At 37.7% G+C, this 20,797-nt stretch carries 10 protein-coding genes; 1 reads left to right on the top strand and 9 read right to left on the bottom strand.

From position 1 onward, the window contains the following. Positions 1-7: 7 nt before the first annotated feature. The 7 genes from ACFSQJ_RS10490 to ACFSQJ_RS10460 all read right to left on the bottom strand — a co-directional run bounded on the left by ACFSQJ_RS10490 (position 8) and on the right by ACFSQJ_RS10460 (position 12,062). Positions 8-1,381, bottom strand: coding sequence for a c-type cytochrome domain-containing protein (locus ACFSQJ_RS10490; protein WP_377766898.1), 1,374 nt, complete (start codon positions 1,379-1,381; stop codon positions 8-10). 9 nt (positions 1,382-1,390) lie between these two features. Continuing rightward, positions 1,391-2,500, bottom strand: coding sequence for a twin-arginine translocation signal domain-containing protein (locus tag ACFSQJ_RS10485; RefSeq protein ID WP_377766897.1), 1,110 nt, complete (start codon positions 2,498-2,500; stop codon positions 1,391-1,393). Positions 2,501-2,516: 16 nt separating this feature from the next. Next, entirely contained in the window at positions 2,517-4,022 is a 1,506-nt protein-coding gene (locus tag ACFSQJ_RS10480; RefSeq protein WP_377766896.1) for a DUF1501 domain-containing protein, read from the bottom strand. 5 nt (positions 4,023-4,027) lie between these two features. Beyond that, the gene (locus tag ACFSQJ_RS10475) at positions 4,028-7,237 is read right to left on the bottom strand and encodes a DUF1553 domain-containing protein (RefSeq protein ID WP_377766895.1); all 3,210 of its coding nucleotides are present in this window, start codon (positions 7,235-7,237) and stop codon (positions 4,028-4,030) included. Positions 7,238-7,270: 33 nt separating this feature from the next. After that, positions 7,271-8,467, bottom strand: coding sequence for a DUF6786 family protein (locus tag ACFSQJ_RS10470; RefSeq protein WP_377766894.1), 1,197 nt, complete (start codon positions 8,465-8,467; stop codon positions 7,271-7,273). A gap of 251 nt (positions 8,468-8,718) precedes the next feature. Beyond that, on the bottom strand, positions 8,719-10,251 hold the full coding sequence (locus tag ACFSQJ_RS10465; protein ID WP_377766893.1) for a sulfatase-like hydrolase/transferase: 1,533 nt from the start codon (positions 10,249-10,251) through the stop codon (positions 8,719-8,721). Continuing rightward, entirely contained in the window at positions 10,248-12,062 is a 1,815-nt protein-coding gene (locus ACFSQJ_RS10460) for an arylsulfatase (protein WP_377766892.1), read from the bottom strand. Before ACFSQJ_RS10460 ends, ACFSQJ_RS10465 begins: the two co-directional genes overlap by 4 nt. 213 nt (positions 12,063-12,275) lie before the next feature. Between ACFSQJ_RS10460 and ACFSQJ_RS10455 the strand changes: the two genes are divergently transcribed. Next, positions 12,276-13,145, top strand: coding sequence for a 3-keto-disaccharide hydrolase (locus tag ACFSQJ_RS10455; RefSeq protein WP_377766891.1), 870 nt, complete (start codon positions 12,276-12,278; stop codon positions 13,143-13,145). A gap of 12 nt (positions 13,146-13,157) precedes the next feature. Here the strand turns inward: ACFSQJ_RS10455 and ACFSQJ_RS10450 are convergent, their stop codons facing one another. Then, complete coding sequence (locus ACFSQJ_RS10450; protein WP_377766890.1) at positions 13,158-17,432, bottom strand: hybrid sensor histidine kinase/response regulator transcription factor; 4,275 nt, start codon at positions 17,430-17,432, stop codon at positions 13,158-13,160. After that, on the bottom strand, positions 17,425-20,739 hold the full coding sequence (locus tag ACFSQJ_RS10445; RefSeq protein ID WP_377766889.1) for a VCBS repeat-containing protein: 3,315 nt from the start codon (positions 20,737-20,739) through the stop codon (positions 17,425-17,427). The genes ACFSQJ_RS10450 and ACFSQJ_RS10445 overlap by 8 nt, the downstream gene beginning before the upstream one ends. Positions 20,740-20,797 lie beyond the last annotated feature (58 nt).

The following is a 20,797-nucleotide window of genomic DNA, read 5'->3' as shown; positions in this document are numbered from 1 at the left end:
GCATAGGTCATAAAATAAATTCAAGGGTGTCTTTGTCTAAAACATCTACATCTTTTTTACTTATTGAAGTTTCCCAGATGTAAACTTTTTTTAAAGACGGAATTTTTAATAGTTTCTCTATGGCTGATGGGCTAACTTGGGTTTGATATAGGTTCAAGACTTCTAGGTTCTCAAGATTTATAAGATGTGATATTCCGGTGTCGGTAATTTTATTTTTTTCTAGACGCAATCTTTTAAGGTTTTTAAAGGCTCCGATCATTTCTAGATGATTGTCATTAATACTATTTTCTGGTAGTGATAACCAAAGAATATTCTGCTTTAAAGCATTCAGTTTTTGAAGTAATACAGTAGTTTCTTCTTCAGATTTCAAATAGCCAGCAGGTAGCGATATATCGAACAGATTACTTTTTGAGATCAACTCACGTATTTTAAATCCTGATAGTCTTAATTCGTTCAATATCGAATTTGAGACCTCTGGAACTTTTGGGAATAACTCTTTGGTGTCACTTTCGACACTATTTATACCCAAGAGCTTTGCTGCTATACGCTCAATTTCTTCAGAAGGATTAACAGCATTTAAAATGGTATCAAAACTTCCATTGCCTTGTGCAATCCAAAATTTAAGAAGGGTAATTTCGTCTTGATCCAACGGGGTTTTGCCTTCTGGTGGCATGAATTTCTCATCTTTTGGATTCATGGTTACCCGCTCGATGATTTGAGATTTTGTAGTATCTCCTGCTATAAGCACGGGGCCAGTTTTCCCTCCCTTGTTCATAGCTTCAGAGCTCTCAAATGACAGTCCTCCTTTTTTCTTTGTTGAATTATGACAACTCAGGCACTTATTTTCTAGAATCGGAGCAACTAAATGTCCATAAACCTGTGCTTCTTGAACGGAATTTGGCGCTGGTAATAAGGTGTTTTTTTTCTTTCCAAAAGGAAAATAGGTCGTTAAATAATCAGATCCATGTGTTAGATTCCCCCCGTAATGCCCTGTAGCGGTAAGAAGTACTACAGTAAATAGTAATACTGTAAGAACTGATTTGCCATTTTGTAATTTGGTCAGTTTTATTTTTTTAGCGCTTAGCGCCCATGCTAAAAATGCAGCAAGGGTTGTGGCAATGCCAAACCAGAAATGGGTATCTAGGGCATCTTCTGCGTAATCGCCACTAAATGATAATAAATACCCAAGTATGCAAGCGAAAAGTGCACTTATAGCCCCTAGAAACAAAGTAAAGGGTAAGGCAAATTTTAGTTTTTCATGATTTTTTCTGAGGCTAAAGAGCTTTAATAGAAAGGCCATTAGCAAAAAGCCAATCGGTAAATGAACGATCAAGGGATGAAACCTGCCTAGAAATAGAAGAATATCCGGTGTTTCTTGCATATACTTGGTTTAAACGCGCTCTAGTTTTATAGGTGGGGTGTGGTTGGCATTCCATTGACAGACATAAAGATTTTTATCTTCATCAACGAACACATCATGGCCATGGTTAAAAGTTGGGTTTGCTGCTTGATAAAGCTGTTGTAACTCACCATTTTTATAAACGGGAGCTTCACCACCAGGATTGGAAACCACCTTATTTTTTTCGTCCAAAATGGTAACGAAACCGGTATCTTTTACCCAACCTTTTCCTTCGCGGGTTGTTGACCAACATACACCTGCGTAAATATTGTTATCGTCCATAACAGGTCGGCAAACAAAAGCCCCTGGCAATTCAACTGTTTTTACATACGCTCCATGTAAGGTAAACCATTTAAATGCATGTTCGTTTCGTGAAGTACATACCAACAATGGGTTGTCTTTATCGCGGTAGTCGATGGCAACACCATGGGCATTTTTTAGATTATGGGTTTCATTCGTATTATGATGACCACCGAACTTGCGTATAAATTCTCCTTTGTGGTTAAACTGAAGGATATAATCGGAACCGTATCCATCGGCGATATATACATCGCCATTTGCGGACACACAGGTTTCCGTTGGCATATATTCCATGTCCTCATCGTAGACTCCTATGGTTCTAGGGTCAGGAAAAGAGAATATCAATTTTCCATCGATTGTAGTTTTGTGCACAGTTCCGGCCTGTTTGTGCCATTTACCGTTTCGATCTTGCATCCATCCGCAATCCACGATATATAGAATGTCTTCACCTCCCTCATCGTTTAGCGTTAGACCATGCCCCCCAGGGTAACGAGTGCCCCAAGCATCCAAGAGTTTTCCCGATTTATCAAAGACCAGCATATTGTTATCGGTATGGTCCCCTAGCATCAACAACCTTCCTTTAGAGTCCATTTGCATTTCGTGGCAATTAAAAATAGGATTATGCCCGATGCTCACCTTGGCCCAGTCTCGCTTTACTTTGTAGCGAAAATCACCATGGCCAATAATTTTGTCTTCTTCCAAAGATTTTTTATTTAGTAATGGAAAGCCCCAAGAAGGTGACGACGCTAGTCCACCTGTTGCAATGGCAGTATTTTTTATGAATTTTCTTCTTGAGATCATAAGATGTTTTTAATAGTTAGCTTAAGATGTCTTTAACTACGTGTCCATGCACATCGGTGAGCCTAAAACGACGTCCTTGGTGTTTATAGGTAAGACGTTCATGGTCAATACCGAACAAGTGTAATAAAGTAGCTTGAAAGTCATGCGTATGAACAGGGTCTTTTACTACATTGTAACTAAAGTCATCTGTCTCTCCATAGGTTATGCCCGGTTTGACACCTGCTCCGGCCATGAACATGGTGAATGCCTTTGGGTGGTGGTCACGACCATAATCCGTGGCCGTCAGTTTACCCTGTGAATAGACCGTACGACCGAATTCTCCTCCCCAAATAATCAGGGTGTCTTCAAACATACCCCGTTGTTTCAAATCTTTAATTAGGGCCGCATTGGCTTGATCCGTTTTTTTAGCATTCATTTTCACCCCTCCGGGGCAACCTAAATGTTGATCCCATCCTTGATGATATAGCTGAACAAACTTCACGTCTTTCTCCAAAAGCTTTCTGCCTAAAAGGCAATTGGCGGCATAAGTGCCAGGGTCCCTACTGTCCTCACCGTACATATCGAAAATATACTCAGGTTCATCGCTCATATCAGTGACTTCGGGGACTGAAGTCTGCATTTTAAATGCCATTTCATATTGTGCCATACGTGCATTTATCTCGGGGTCTCCATAAGCATCATTTTGAATTTTATTTAGCTTACTGAGATAGTCAAGCATATGCCTTCTGTCATGACCATCATAATTCTCTGGGTCGGAAAGATAAAGTACAGGGTCTTTGCCACTTCTGAACTGCACACCTTGGTGTTCTGTTGGTAAAAAACCATTGCCCCATAGTCGGGCATACAAAGGTTGCCCGCCACCGTTTTTAGATACTAGGGTAATAAAGGTCGGTAAGTTATCATTGTCCGAACCTAATCCATAACTTATCCAAGAACCTATTGATGGGCGACCTGGTTGTTGGCTTCCAGTTTGAAAAAAGGTAATAGCAGGATCGTGATTTATGGCATCGGTCTGCATCGATTTAATAAAACAAATATCATCGACCACTTCAGAGAGGTAAGGCATTGCATCACTTACCCAAGCTCTAGATTCTCCATATTGATTAAAGTTTATGGTAGATGCCGCAATGGGAAAACTTGTTTGATCTGCACTCATTCCCGTTAGACGCTGACCAGCTCGTACAGATTCAGGTAAATCTTGGCCAAAAAGGCCCTTTAATTTTGGTTTGTAATCAAAAAGTTCTAGTTGTGAAGGCCCACCACTCTGAAAAAGGTAAATACACCGTTTGGCTTTCGGAAGATGATGTGGCAATACATTATTGATGTCGCCAAGTTCGCCCAGGTTGGGCTTGATATTATTTTTTACGTTAGACCAGGCTTTGTCGGAATTTAATAAAGAACTGAATGCTAAAGCGCCAATACCTAATGAGGTTTTGGTGAGAAATTCACGACGATCAAACTGTTTTTCTACTTTTTGTAGGTCTTTGTTATCAGACCTTAGCTTATCATGACGATTGCACATAATTACTATCTTTTTGTTATGGTTACATCAGCATTCATAATGGTACTGGCTACTACGGCATTTGCTGCTACCATGGCTTTGTTGTCATTAGGTCCTAATTTGAATTCACCACTATTAAGCCAGCCTTGCATTCTATTCGAATCTGTCGAAAAAGCATTGTATTCTTCCTTATATAATTTTAATAGTAACGAAAGTTCGTTTTTGTTCGGAACTTTCCCGGTTAGGCTCCTAAAGGCAAATGTTATCCCTTTTTCGATTTCATCGATATCGCTCATTTTTTTTCCTAAAACTCTTGCGCACTCGATATAAGTTGGGTCATTTAACAGCACCAGTGCTTGTAATGGGGTATTGGTCTCTTGTCTTCTTATGGTGCATACGTTTCTTGTTGGGGCATCAAAAGTTGCAAGAGTAGGGTTTGGTACGGATCGTTTCCAAATAGTATACATACTTCTACGATATAGCTTTTCACCACTATCTTGTTGGTATTCTGCACCATTAACTTTCCAAAGCCCCGTTGGTTGATAAGGTTTTACACTTTCACCTCCAATTTCTTCGTTTAAAAGACCACTGGCTTTTAGAGCATTATCACGTAACATTTCACCTGTCATTCTTCTAGACGGACCTCGGGCTAAAAGACGATTCTCTGGATCTAACTCCATTAGTTCTAAAGGAGTATGGGAATGCTGTCGGTAGGCTTTGGACATTACAATCAGCTTGTTCAGTTTTTTTATATCCCATTCATTTTCCATAAAATAGAGCGATAAATAATCCAGTAACTTTGGATGACTTGGTAGTTCTCCCTGGTTGCCAAAATCTTCAGAGGTCTTAACTATTCCCGTTCCAAAAAAATGCTGCCATATTCGATTGACCGCAACACGCGAAGTAAGTGGATGATCGGGGCTGAACAACCATTTTGCAAAACCTAATCTGTTTTTTGGCGACCCTTTTGGCATAGGAGGCAGAAATTCAGGGGTGTTCGGGAAAACAGAATCGGTTTTGGCATCATATACCCCGCGATCAAGAACAAAAGCTTGAACAGCTTTGTCCTCTTTCATTATCATAACTTCTTTGATAGTTTCTATGCTATCTGCAAAGGCCTTCCTTGTCTTTGTTAATTTGGCAAAATGTGTATTGTAATTTTGAGATGAAACAATGAAATGTGCTTTCAACATCTTTTTTTCATCTTCTTCTAGGTCTTTGTGCGATTTATTGAGAATAAGCTCTGCTTTTTTATTTTTAGCCAATTGTAGGTGTTCTATAGCCGAAAGTTGTCTTTCATATATTGTAATATCATCTATTATTCCTCCAGAAATGCCTTTGCCTCTGAGCCTGGCCCCAAATTGTATGCCCGGTTCTTGTGCTCTTCCAAATAGAATATTTTTAAAGAGGTTATCGTTTAAAACTTCTGTTTTCCATTCTTCACCGTTCACGAAAACTTTAAGTCCGGAAGCTTTACTGGAGCCATCGTATGATAAAGCAAAGTGGGTCCATTTATTTTTAGGAATTTCTTTTAATGTTAATTCCTTTATAGCATTATCTGGCCCGGTATGGGCCATGACCAATTCTAACTTATTCGCAACAACTTTTAAATGAAAACCTCTCCAAGCGTGCAAAATGGCCCCATCGCCTTTGTGAAAAATATTACCATCAGTAGTTTCTTCGGGTATTTTGGCCCATACCCCTACAGTAAAAGCTTGGTGTCGGCCAAAGGCACCTAAACCTTTTAAGTCTAACCATGCGTCACCGTCAAAAAGGAGGCCTTTCCCCTGAATGCCTTCTACTAAATTAATAGGTTGATTTTCGGTATATTCTCTCTTAATAGTAGCTTTTTGAGAAGGATTTATCTGATTTACTAAAGATTTGGTGTTCAAATTGTAAGAGGCAATTAATCCTTTTTTGGAAAGAGAACTGTTTTCGTAGTTTTTATTTAAAACATAAGCCTCCGCTGCCGGTATTAACTCTTTTGAAGTCTTTTCTAGACTATTTTCGGCACCTTTTAGCAATTTTGACATATAATCGAGCATTTGCTCTTCTTCTTTTGATGTCCAAAGCATGGTTGGTGAGGGCATCGCGTCATTCCATGAAATTTGGCCCGCTTCATTGATATTATTAAAAAACGAGGTCATCTCGTAGAAGTTCTTATGCGAAATGGGATCGTACTTGTGATCATGACAGCGAGCGCAGGCCACAGTCAAACCCATCAAAGCTTGCCCTGATGTACTTGCCCGATCAACGGCATATTCAACCAAAAATTCTTCGTTAACAATGCCACCTTCCATATTTTGAGGATGTATGCGATTGAAAGCGGTTGCCAATTTCATGTTCCTTGTAGGATTTTCCATTAGATCACCGGCCAATTGCCATGTCACAAATTGATCATAGGGCATGTTCGTATTAAAGGCTTCAATAACCCAATCTTTGTAAGGAGACATGTCTCTGTAACGATCAACGCTATAGCCATGCGTATCTGCATATCGGGCAACATCCATCCAACCCAGAGCCATTTGTTCTCCGTATGCTTGAGATTCTAGAAATCTATCAACTTGTTTTTCATAGGCGTCAACACTTTTATCTGCTATAAAGGCATCAATTTCCTCAATAGTCGGGGGTAAACCGGTAAGGTCAAATGAAAGGCGACGCAGAAGTATTTCTTTATCCGCTTCTTTTGAATAGGAAAGTCCCTTTGTATGAAGTTTTGAAAGTATAAAATTATCAATATGGTTTTGTACTAAACCCTTGCCTTCGTTGATCTGAGGTATTTTAGTTTTTTGAATTGATTGAAATGCCCAATGTTTTTTGTATTCTGCCCCTTCATCGATCCATTTGATCAGTATTGCTTTTTCACGTGCAGTAAGGCTTAGATGTGATTCAGGGCTTGGCATTATATAGTCGGGGTCTTCACTTAAGATACGATGATAAACTTCCGATTTTTTAAGATTACCGGGTTTAATGGCAACTTTACCCGGACTCTCTATAAGCTCTGCATAGGCTGCTTCAGCCTCGTGCAATTGAAGGCCTGCTGAAATCTTTGCCTTATCAGGGCCATGACAAGCAAAACACTTATCTGAAAGAATTGGTTTTACATCTTGATTGAAATCTACCTGTTCAAGAAGTTTTTCGTATTCTACAGCAACATATTCGGGTAGTTCAGGCCCACAGGAGACCAAAAGTCCTATCGTTAAAAACCCTACTAAGATTGCGCTGCGTTTTAGCATTATTTTTTTAGTTCTTTAAATTTATTAAAAGCTTTATCTAATACTGTTCTTTATTTTTTTTAAACCATGGCCGAAAAAGGTACTTGAGATACTATCAAGCTTTTCAAAAGAGCCCATAAAGTGCATTGTTTTGTGAATATGGGTAACCGATGAATCTGTTTCAAGGGCCAGCGCCTCTGAGGTACTTTCCAGTTCATAAAATGAGTTTAGATGATTCATTGTATTGTTATTATAAGAGCTCACAACATCACCGCCAAAAAGAATAGGGTTATCTGTTTCGGTTGTACTTAAATAATTCCCCCTGGGATTAAAAGAAAATTTTATAATAGTTAATACCTTATTTTGGTCATCATAACTTCCAATACTATTTTTTGAATTTAGTTTCTCCAATCCAATTTTGCTTCGGTATGCCCCATCGGTTTTGAATACAATTAGGCTATCTAGCACTCGCAACCTATCATTTTGAATGGTATTTAAGTATTTCTTTACAACAAGAGGCCTCTTTATTGAAGCTTTAAAAGGAAAAAAGGTAACGCATTTATCATTTCCGTTAAATTTACCTAGCACCCATGGTGTAATAAGTCCTGCTTCTTTTTTCCAAGCTTCACCTTTATTTCTAAGGGTGTTTGAAGATTGAAAACCTACGAAATGGACATCCTGAGGAATTGAGAAGCCAAGTTCTTTTGAAATTTGCTGTTTGTCTAGTAAAGAAATGTTTCTCGTGATTCCAACTAAAAATGCTGTACCAATATTATTTTGTACCGTAATTTTCTTTTCAAAAGCGGCAGTGCCTTCTGTTTTTTTAATAAGTGAATATGCGCTTGTGTCAAAGGCTTTGGGTACATGCCAATTTTTTTCACTTATGGGCTTTTGATTATAGAAGAGTGTGAATTTACTGCCCAAGGGCCCTAACCATAACCGGTCTTCACCCCCATAAGGATTTCCGCCTTCTACTATTCTGTTTTCAGAAATAAATTTATAATTGATATACCCGTAACTATAATCTAAATGATTACCGTCCGTACTCGTCATAACACGTGCTTCATAGTCTGGCGCAATAGCTATTTTGCTAGCTTCTTTTTCTAAGACAATAATGTTGGTGAACTTTTTTAAAAAGGCAACATCTTTTGAAAATGTATTGGCAGAAGTTTCCCTTGTTTGCGTAAAGGAAAAAGTAGAAAACACTACAAGAATGCCTAGAACTAAAAGCGTTAATTTCTGTGTTCTCATTGTTACAGTAGATACAACTAAGATTTAACTACAATATGTGCATTTTTTATCTGTTCTAGTAGGCCATATGGTTCAAAGACTGCTACATTCTTTCAAGTTTATTTTGTAAGTTTTTTGCTAATGCGATATGTAGGCATATTAAACCGCTGAAATAAAAGAAAATAAGACTGCAAAAACCTTAAATGGCCTGTTTTCTAAGGTTACATTCTTTGATTTTAAAAGAAGTTATTTTTTAGATTCAAAAATTTAAATTATTGACCAATGTAATTCTCGTATGTAGCAGATAGACTTAGATTATCATGCATTTCTTCTTGAAGTGAAATCAAATCCTTAAAGAGAGTAATGGTTTTTTCGCGATAAACAGGATCTTCTGAAAGATTGTTCATTTCTTCAGGGTCCTCTTTAAGATCAAAAAGCAATACGGTATCTATTTTAGGATAAACCAGAAGTTTAAATCCGTCTTTTCTAATCATACGTTGGGTATCCACATAAGCCCCATAGATAGCATTATAGGTGCTTTTAAGTTGATTGCCCTTAACTAACGGTAGTAAATCGTTGAAAAACACATAGTCAGGTTTTTCGATACCTGCCAAATTTAGACTCGTCGGCATTATATCTTGAAGGTAGATGTCCAAATCTATTTTTTTGTTTTTAGGAACATCCGGTCCGCTAATAATAAAAGGGGCTCGTATACTATGGTCAAAAAGGTTTTGTTTGCCAAAAAGACCGTGACGCCCCATCGCCAGGCCATGGTCTGCGGTGAAAAATAAGTAGGTATTTTCCATCTTACCTGAGGCTTTTAGTTTTTCAAGAATCAACCCAATTTGATGATCGAGATGTGTAATAAGGGCATAATATTCTTGAATGTTCTTTTTGGTCGCATACGCTGTTCTAGGAAACGGCGCCAAGGCTTCATCTCTCATATCTCTTCCACTGCCCATCCCTTTGTTAAAAGGATACTCTTCTAGCCAACTTTTAGGAAGACTAATGGAATCAACAGGATATCTGTCTAGATATTCTTGCGGAGCTTGCCTAGGGTCATGGGGCGCATTAAAGGCCAAATACATAAAAAATGGATTTTCGCTGGTTTCAGCTTTATCTAAAAATTTCAGGGCATCATTTTTTAATACTTCGCTCCAATGTTTGCCTCCTTCCCAATAACCTCCAAATTTATGGTCGGTCGGTGACCAAGTGGTATCATTTTCACTAAGGGGACGATTATAACCAACGGGAATAAATTTTGAAGGGTCTTCTGACGTGCCTTCTATAGATTTAAAGTTGGCTACCATTGTATGATGTTCCCACGCATCTCCGGGCATGCCCGGCCTTACATGAATTACATTTTTAAAAACCTGATTTGCAGGTGCTGCCACATGCCATTTTCCGGTCATATAAGTATCATAGCCAGCTTTGTCCATTAAAGCTCCCCATGTTTGTTTTAAGGCTTTATTTTGTTCCCAATCGTCCGTAATTGCCTTGGCGTTCCAAACGCTTTGGCCAGAAATGATCATGGCTCTCGAGGCCATGCATACCGCCCCATTCCAGGCACCCATGTTATAGGTGTGGGTAAAGGTTGTGCCGTTTTCAACAAGCCAGTTTAAGTTTGGAGTGATAATTTCTTTATTGCCAAGTGCATTAATAGCACTATAGGTCATGTCATCTGCAAAAATGAAAATGATGTTTGGCTGGTCGTCATGTTTTTCTTTTGAAGGATTACAAGAGAAAATAAATAGACAAAATAAAAGGCCGGTTAATTTATTGATTAAAGACATTTTGTTTTTCATTCGTTGGACATGTATTCTACTAGGGTATAATATGCAGGAAAATAGCTTCCGTCTTCAAGAACAAAGTGGCTCTCTAATGTTGCACTGCCTTTTTCAAAATCACCTTCTATGATAACATTCGATGTAGTGTTTAAATTATCGACGTTTAAAGTCTTATCGTTAAGTTTTATGACGGCTCCTGTTACTTTAACTCCCTTTCCTTCCGGTGCTCCGTCTCGATACGGAGTGCTTTCAATGGCTTGAACAAATTGGCTATTTACCATTTGGGATTCTTGGGGATATCTTCTGAGATGAAATCTATAACGGCCGGTTTTTTCAACGCTAACAGAATAGTATCCCTTGGGTTTGGCCTCAGCTTTTCTGATCTGAAATTGGTTCCATGGTAGATTATCTTGTGTGTGCATATCATGTATGGTCAATAAAACTTCATTGGCATTTTCATTGCCCAACGGAATTTCTGAGTATCGTATTTCTGGTTCTACAGATGACCACCAAGAATCATAAAACTCTTTCATTTTAGAAACCCGCTCAGGGTATTGTAAGGCAACATCGTTCTTTTGGCCAATATCAGAAGAAGTGTTATAAAGTTCTTCGCCATTTACAAGCCTCCATGGGCCATCCATAACACATGGATTTTTACCTTTTTCTGGCCATTGATTACGCTGCGTATCTACCACTAGCATTCTATCAGTTGGCGACGCTCCTTCTAAAATACCCGCCATGCTGCTGCCATCTAAAACCTTTTTGGGTTTAAAATCTATACTGGTAAGTTCTGCAAGTGTGGGTAACAAATCTACATGAGCTGTCAAGGCATCACTTGAAGATTGCTTTTTTATGTTGCCATTTGGCCAAGATATAAAGAAAGGTACTTTATGCCCTCCATCATAATGGCTGCCTTTTACTCCTCTAAGATTGCCATTAAAGCCAAGGGTCTGAGACCCATCTTTTGGATAATGTATCCCCAGGGCTGTGCCATTATCTGTGGTAAATATGATTATAGTGTCTTCAAATAATTTTTCGGTTCGCAGTAGTGCAACAAGTTCTCCAAAATTATCATCGATATTAGATATCATTCCATAGAAGCGCTTTTGATCTTCGGTAAGTTCTGCTGAAGTGTATTTTTTAGCATATTCTTCAGGAACATTAAATGGCCAGTGTGCGGCGTTAGTTGCCAAGTACATAAAGAAAGGGCGTTCATCTTCCCTTTTTTGTATAAATTTTTTGGCTTCATTGAACCAAATATCGGTACAATATCCCTCAAATTTTTCTGGAACTCCGTTTCTAAAATAAGTGTCGTCAAAATAATCGTTATCCCAATAATCAGGTGTTTGGCCAACTCCACCACCACCGTTATAAACGGCATTTTGAAAGCCCCTATCATGAGGGCGAAAAGGGTAATTATCACCAAGATGCCATTTTCCGAACATCGCTGTAGCGTAATCGTTTTGCGCAAAAACTTCCGCAATGGTTTGCTCGTTTTCTTCAAGAATAGAACAGCCCGCAATGGTATGCCAAGCATTATTTCTATTCGCGTTGCGACCGGTCATTATACCCGCTCGGGTGGGCGCGCAGGTTGTGCCAACGTGAAAATTTGTTAACTCAAAGGCTGAACTTGCAAAGGTGTCCAAATTCGGAGTCTTGATAATAGGATTGCCGTGATATCCCAAATCTCCATAACCTTGATCATCGGTAACAATTATGATTACATTGGGTCGGTTAACCTGCTGTTTTTCTTTTTTTTCACTTTCGTTACATCCTATAAAAAGAAGAAAAGAAACTAAAAAAAGAGGATTAGAGATTCTTCTAAACATACAAAAATCTGTTTATTCAAAATTACCCTTAAAAGTCTGGATAAGTTAGCGGCTTTGCAATACAGATGATTCTTAGTCTTATACATATGATTAGGATTGAAAAAATCAGCGTTTTTCATGTATGGATTACATAACCATTTGAACAACAAAAAAGAGCATGATCATTTTAATTATGATTTGTAAAAGAGCACCTTTGAGGCTATAAACGTAGTCATGAACATATTGAAGTCTTTAGGGTTTGAATCATTAATCTTTTTTTTAATAGTTTTTAATGTACACGGTCAAGATGATACATGGAAAAATCTTCTTGATGAAGATTTAAGCCAATGGGATAGGTTCATGGGGGTACCACATTATTCTATAGAGGGCCTAAAAGATATACCCAAAGGAAATGGTATGGAAGGCACTCCACTTGGGTTAAATAATGATCCTCTAAATGTCTTTAGTGTAAAAAGGATAGATGGAGAATTGGTTTTGTACATAAGTGGCCAAATTTATGGTGGATTAACTTCTAAGGAGCGTTATGGGAATTATCATTTAAAAATGGACTTTAAATGGGGCGTAAAAAAATGGGAGCCTAGACTAAATGATAAACGAGACAATGGCATTTTATACCATTGCAATGGTCCACATGGTGCTTTTTGGAATGTTTGGATGAAATCTCAAGAATTTCAAGTACAGGAAGGGGATATGGGAGATTATTTTGGTCTGGCAGGTGCCGTAAATAGAACTAAAGCCGTGCGCGATGAAGATGGTTTTTATGCTTATAACCCTGATGGGGAAGCGGTTGTTTTAGGAACTGTGATGGAAGGTGATAAAATGTATAGGTGCGTAAGAACCCAAAATCATGAAAAGCCTAATGGTGAGTGGAATTCATTGGAGTTGATTTGTTTTAATGGAAAATCATGGCATATTGTCAACGGTCAAGTGGTCATGGTTCTTGAAAAGGCCTTGGAGAAAACCGAAGAGGGTTTTCAACCAGTTGTTTCAGGTAAACTACAAATTCAGTCTGAAGCCGCTGAGGCCTTTTACCGTAACATAAAAATAAAAACTCTGGATAATCTACCCGATTTTTTAAAGTAACCCTAAGTTAAATTAGCTGCCTAAAGCTTTTTTTCCATTTTTCATTTTTGAAACATACTCACTTGGAATAACCCCAAATTGTTTTTTAAAGCATTTAGAGAAGTAAGAAGCCGTATTAAAACCGGTCATATACATAATTTCTTTTACCGAAAGGTCACTGCTTTCGAATAATTGTACTGCACGTTTTAATCTAACATTTCTTATGAACTCGCTAGAAGATAAACCTGTAATCTCTTTAAATTTAAGATAGAGGTTGCTACGGCTTAGTCCCATCTCTTTTACCATCATCTCAACATTAAAGTCGGTATTCATCATATGTTTTTCAACTATTTCCATTGCTTGACTTAAAAACTTCTCGTCGGTAGACGTAACGGTTACTTCGCTAGGCTGAATGGCAATATTTCTGTTGAATCGTTTTCTTAGCTCATTACGTTGTTTTACGATATTGGCCAGCTTTAGTTTTAACATTTCCATATTAAAGGGTTTGGTGAGGTAATCATCCGCACCGCTTTTGAGTCCTTCCAATTTACTTTCCTCAGAAGATTTAGCCGTCAACATCACTACAGGTATATGGCTTGTCTCTTCTTTGGTCTTGATTAGATTGCAAAACTCGATACCATCCATCATGGGCATTACCACATCACTGAGAATTATATTTGGTAATATTTCATTGGCCGTCTCCAAACCTTGCTTACCATTTTCAGATTCATAAATCGTATAAGAATCCTTTAAAGACTGCTTTATGAACGATCTAATATCTGCGTTGTCATCTACGATTAACAGAACAGGTTGTTTTGATCTTGACTTTGATAGGTTTTCATCGGCTAATTCGTCATTGAGGCCAATTGCGAAAGATTCGGTCTCTGAGGAACGAACCAAAAAGTCACTATCTGTAGACTCTTTACAGGTAATGCCTTTTACATTTTCATAGGCATCTTTGTTCATAGGAAGTATTACTATAAATTCTGTTCCCTTGCCTTGCTCGCTTATTACCTTTATACTCCCTTGATGTAGCTCGATAAGGTCTTTGGTAAATGAAAGCCCGATACCCATTCCTTCAGGGTTTACTTGATTTTCATCTTTTTCTACATAAAAGCGCTGAAAAATATCGTTGAGTTTATCTTTTTCTATGCCCGTACCCGAATCCTTTACTCGAAGGACTAAGTGGTTTTGTTCATTTATAGTTTCTTTATGTATGCTAGTAACAATGTGACCATTTTCTGGGGTAAACTTGAATGCGTTAGAAAGCAAATTGTTCATTATTTTTTCTAGGGCTTCATGGTCGAACCAAGTTATAAGACTTCTATGTTTTGTATTTATATTAAGATGTATGGCCTTTTTGTGGGCCAAAAACTGAAACGGTTCGACTACTTCTTTGATAAAAGATATTACATCTGTATTGCGAACTACCAGACGCATTTTACCTTGATTCAATTTTCTAAAGTCCAATAGTTGATTTACCAATCTTAACAAGTAATTGGTGTTTTTATGCATTAGCGTGTGCTGTTCGTCTACAGTTTCTTGATCTAATGAACCAGCGTTTTTTTGCAGATATTCTAAAGGTCCTTTTATTAATGTAAGCGGGGTTCTGAATTCGTGTGAGATATTGGTAAAGAACTCCAACTTCACTCTTTGTAACTCTTCAGATTGCTCCTTTTCGATATGCTCGAGCTGTAATTGGTGTTTTTCCGTTGTTCTGATAAAAGTATATCGCCAAAACCACCATAAAAGCCCAAGAATCAAAAGCCCATAAAAGGCATAAGCCACATTGGTTCTATAGATTGGGGGTATGACTTTAATTTTCAAAGCGGTTGGGCTGTCATCCCACAGGCCATCATTGTTCGATGCTTTTACCTTTAAAGTATATGAGCCCGGAGCAAGATTGGTATAGGTAGCAAAACGTTTATCAGAGGTGGTCGTTATCCACTCTTCATCAAAACCCTCTAACATATAGGCAAATTGGTTTTTTTGAGGTGCTGCATAATGTAAGGCGGCAAAAGCAAATGAAAAATTGTTTTCACGATATTTTAATTCTATTTGGTCCGTATTCGAAATAGGTTCATTTAATAGTACTCTTCCACCTATTTTTTCACCAACGTTTATTTCTTTATTGAAAATGGAAAGATTGGTAATTATAGTTTCTGCCCGAAAGCTATTTTCTTCGATATCTTCCGGAAAAAACGTATTGAATCCGTTCACCCCGCCAAAGAGCATCTGCCCGTTAGCTCTTTTAAGACACGCAAGTTCTTGGAATTCATTACTCTGAAGTCCATCGTTTACATCATAATTTTTAAAGGTTTCTTCTTTGGGGCAAAACTTTGAAATACCTTGATTGGTCGATAGCCAAAGACTTCCTTCACTATCTTCTAAAATACCTTTAATAACATTGTTTGGTAGACCGTTGGATTCCGAGTAGGATTTAAAAGTAACTTTCTTGTTTTGTATGGTAAGCTTATTAAGTCCTCCACCAAAAGTTCCCACCCAAAAATCTCCTTTTTCACTTTCATACATTGAGAGGATATAATTATGACTTAAGCTATTTTTATCATCCTTTCTATTCTTGAATACTTTAAAATTGGGATTGTTTTTGTTTTTTTCACCAAGGTCAAGTCTACAAAGGCCATCACCGGTTCCAATCCAGATATTACCTTTGACATCTTCATAAATATTTCTGATAATATTGCTTGAGATGCTTTTAGCATCGCCAATATTACTCATGAAAATATCTATTTTATAACCATCGTCTTTTTTGATCCATCGTTGTAGTCCTGCCCCATAGGTTCCTATCCATAGGGTTTTGTCTTTATCTTCTAGTATGGCAAAAACACTTTGGTTTACCTCATGAAAAGGAACAATATCGTTATCCGTAATGTTTTCTGAATCTTCTATATCTACTTTGTACAATCCAGGTGAGCCCTCTACACCGATTAAGAGTTTCTTGTTTCCGGGTTCTCCAATTTCTGTTAGAGCGAAAGGTTTGGATACCCTTTGAAAGTTTTTAAATTTCTTTTTTGAAATTCCATCTTTGGATAAAACCTGCATGTTGAGTCCTCCACCTTCGGTACCCACCCATAAAGTGCCTTTACTATCTTCATACATGGCCCTTATTTTGTCATAACTCAGGCTATTGGGATGCATGGTTTTTTGAATTGTAGTAAACTTTTTTCTTTCCGGATCAAATTTGTTGATTCCACCGCCATTGGTACCTACCCATATGATACCCGTATTGTCTGTGTATAATGATTTTATGATGTTCTTGCTTATACTACTTTCGTCGTAAGGGCTATACACGAACTGATTTACGAGCGTAGGGATGTCTTTTAGAGGTGAATTAGCAAATTGTAACAAACCCTGGTTACTGCCCGCCCATATATGCCCTTTCTTATCGATTAAGATTGAATTGAATTGTCCTTTAGCTATTTTCTTGAGCTTTGAATGCCCATTTCTTTTTTCTTGTATGTAGAAACCTTGATTTGTTCCTATAATGAGTCTTCCTAAATTATCTTGATTAATACAGGTAACGGTCTGTTCTTCGAGTCCGAATGATTCATTCATTAACTTAAAATAGATATGACCGTTTTCATCTCTGGCCATTTGGTATAGGCCGCCAGAGCCCCCCACGAAAATTCGTTTTTCACTATCCTCAAAAATGTCATATATAATCTTTCCGTCCCATCCCAGCCTAAAAGAAATATTTTCTAAATGGTATTTCTGAAAATTTACTGAATCTAGGGGTTTGTTAAGGTCCAGAAGATTGATTCCTCTGCTTGTAGCTACCCATAAGCGATTTTTTGTATCTATCAATAAATCTGATATATGGTCATTATCAAGAGTTGAGGCATCCTCTTCATCATGCATAAATGCTGTAAATGTAGAAGTCGATCTATCAAAGAAATTAAGGCCGCGCCCTGTGGTACCCACCCAAAGGTTTCCCTTTTCATCACCCAATATTTTGAAAATAAGATTGCTGTTTATGCTACCAGCAACATCATTTTGAGGATTATATACCGTAAAGTCATAACCGTCGTACATGTTAAGGCCATCATGGGTGCCGAACCACATAAAACCTTGGGCATCTTGGTAAATAGAGTTTACATCATTTTGTGAAAGGCCATCATCAGTTGTTATCTTATCAAAATAAATATTGTCTTGACCATAAGATGAATTTGACACTAAAAATGCCGCTAAGGCCAATGAAAATAATACAAAAGTAAGTACTTGGTTTTTTAAGAAATTATGTACTTCGTTTTTTTGGTTTGACCTTGAATCTTTGGTTAGACTATTCATATTGTCTTAATTTAAATAATTGAACGGGTCTATCGTTGTAAACGACTAAGAGACCTTTTTCATCTTCTTTTGATAAGTTAATGATTTTTAAAGCTCGTATCTCACCTTTTAAAAATAAACCACTCTCATTAGGAGAAATAACTTCTGAGAAGCCATCTTTTCCACCCACTAATATTAAGCCTAAACTGGCATCATTTCTTGTGGTTTCAACTTCAGCATCATACAAATTACCACCTAAAATAATATCGGGGTAAGCATCTGAGTTATAGTCAAAAACTTCAAAATCGTTTATAGAAGAGAACTGTAATTCGGCTGGTAATTCAATACTCTTAAAGTTAGTGCTATTCTCTTTTTTGATTAAAAAACTTTTAAAAGTGGTTGCACTGTAATGGAGGGAGTTTTGAAGCATATGTTCACCATAGATATCTTCTAAATTGGCATTGGCAAATGCCTCAAACGTTTTAAACCTTTGTGCTATGGCCGGTACTTGTTGTGAGGAGCATTCTCTTCCTCGAAGAGGTAAATTTTTTGAGTCTTTTTTATAACTCAAAACGATATCCATTGAGCCATTCTCATCAAAATCATTGGCATAGACCTCAAAAGGCTTTTTTAAAGTAGCGGTATATTTATAATTGAGGCCTAAATTACCGGCCAAGTATTCCATTGTGCCGTCTGAATTTAAGTCTACTTTCTCCAAACTATACCACCATCCTACATTTTGACCAAGGTTGGTTTCTTGGGTGACTTCTTTAAAGTTTTTTCCGGTATTCTTAAAGAACCGCAATGGCATCCATTCACCTGCTATAATCAAATCAATATTTCCATCCTTATCAAAATCATCCCATTCGGCAGCGGTGACCATTCCTAAAGAATTAAACATAGGGGCTATTTCATCATTTACATTTTTAAAACTTATTTCCTTGTCTTTACCTCCTTGATTTTCTAAAAGAACGCTACTGGAGGGGAATGGATATTTGCCTACAACTACGCGGCCACCTATAAAAAGGTCAAGATCCCCGTCATTGTCATAGTCCGCAGTTTCTATAGTTCGATTACTCGTTGGGTTATTGGGCAGCGCCCCTTTCACATGATGAAAGTCTCCATCAATATTCATGTATAGTCTATCTTGTAAGAATTGCTTGCTGGCCTTTACAATGTAGCCTGCACTTGCTACATAAAGATCTTGGTCTCCATCTCCATCGGCATCAAAAAACAAAGCGCCCCCGTCTTCAAATTCTTTATCTTCTAACCAAGGCCCTTGTTTTTCATTAAAATTGCCTTTTTCATCCTGTAGATATAGTATAGCTTGGTTACCGGAAGAATTACCGATAAAAATATCATCAAAACCATCGGAATTTATATCTGCTACCGCAACACCTGGACCGATATTGGAGTACCTGTGGGGTAGGAGCGGTTCGTGAATAAAGTCATCATAGTCATTCTCTTTATGAGCGAAATTGATGCCTGTACTTTCGGTAATATCTTCTGCAAATTGTTGTCGTTGCTTCCCTTTTTTTGAAATTTCCACTGCATTCTTAATGTCTACAAGAAGTGTTTGGTTCGTTGTAACATCATAAAGTGTTTCTTGAAAACCATTGGGCCATTGAACTTTAACTTCTTTGATACTTGATGCTGAATTTACCCCAAAGTGGATAATGGGTTCAACTGAAGATTGGTAACCTCTTGTCAACGTTAGCTCTTGAACCTGAGATGAATTATCGGTTTCTAAAAATACTTTGGTGCCTATGCCTAATGGATTGGTGGCATTTCCTTTCAATTTTATCCTTAAAAATTTTTGGGTCTCAGTGTTACTTTGATTCTCATAAATGGTAGCTACATTATCTAAATTATTTAGAACCAAATCAAGATCGCCATCATTGTCCAAGTCTCCATAACTTACCCCATTGGAAAAACCTTTTTCATCTAGGCCCCAAGCCGTAGTAACTTTTTCAAAAGTATTATCACCCTTGTTTTTAAAGGCGAAATTGGGTATTGGAGTACTTGGTAAAAGACGATAATCCTTTTTTTTGTCATCTCCGAACAATGCGGAAAAACTATATTCGACGTTTACATCGTTATTGTTTACATCTCTTTTAACACCATTAGTGATAAATAAATCTTTATAACCGTCATTGTCAAAATCGGCAAAAAGGGGACCCCAGCTCCAATCTGTTGTAGATATACCTGCATAGCGTGAAATATCACTGTAGTTGGGCAGACCTTTTTTGTCAATTCCATTGTTGTATTGTAAGGAGTTCTGCATGTATTGGTAATGCATACCCAAAGCAACTGCCCCATAAAAGGTAGAAGGACTCATGCTGGCCATGTTGGTCTTGGCCCGTTTATAGTCGTTTGCGGTCATATCTACCTGTATTAAATCCATAAGGGCATCATTATTATAATCCGCAATGTCTAGGCCCATTCCGAACATTGAGGTATGGCTCGTAGACTCTTTAACAGTCTCTGAAAAAGTACCGTCACCATTGTTGAGGTAGAGATAATCAGGAACATTAAAATCGTTTGAGAGGTATAAATCTTTATATCCGTCGTTATTTAGGTCGGATGCGACGACCCCTAAGGTAAGTCCAAAGTTTTGGACCCCTGCTTTTGCCGTAACGTCAGAAAAAGTTCCGTCTCCATTATTTTGGTACAAATGGCCTGAGTTTTCCAAACTATTTTCCTGCATAAGATTGTAATAATACTCATTGCCCATGCTCACTTGTATGTTGGGATAATTTGCTACCAATAGGTCTAATAGGCCGTCATTATTGTAATCAAAGAATGTAGATTGTATTGAAGTTGCCGTATCGGCTATACCGTAAGAGGATGCACTTTCGGTAAAAGTACTGTCGCCATTATTTACAAAAAGAAGATTCTCACCGTTGCCGAATTTATTGGAAACGCTCACGTAAATATCGATAAACCCGTCATGGTTGATATCTGCCATGGTTACACCGCTGCACCATTTTCCTTCTGCACCTACACCGGCAGTTTCGGTAATATCTTCGAAAACCATGTTACCTTTGTTCAGGTATAACTTGTTGGATGTCAAATTTCCGGAGAAAAAGATATCGTTCAAACCGTCATTATTGATATCTCCTATAGAAACTCCTGCTCCTAGATACAAATATGGGTATTCAAAATAGTTTAGCGTGTCGTTCTCTATAATCGCATTTGTAAACGTAACATTCGACGTTTCAGGAGTTACTTTTTCAAAGGAAATCGAATTGGCCGTAAGTTCACTTGTATCTTCTGAACAAGAGAAAAAACATAGGGTAAGCACTAAAATAACAACCAGTTTTTGCATATACATTAAAATACAAAAAGGAACCATCTTAAACAATGGTTCCCTTTCTAAAAAAACT

The sequence above is a fragment of the Croceitalea marina genome, from assembly GCF_042684265.1.
GTDB classification, from domain to species: domain Bacteria; phylum Bacteroidota; class Bacteroidia; order Flavobacteriales; family Flavobacteriaceae; genus Croceitalea; species Croceitalea marina.
Note: the sequence above shows the minus strand (reverse complement) of the source record. Positions and strands in the feature narration are given on the sequence as shown.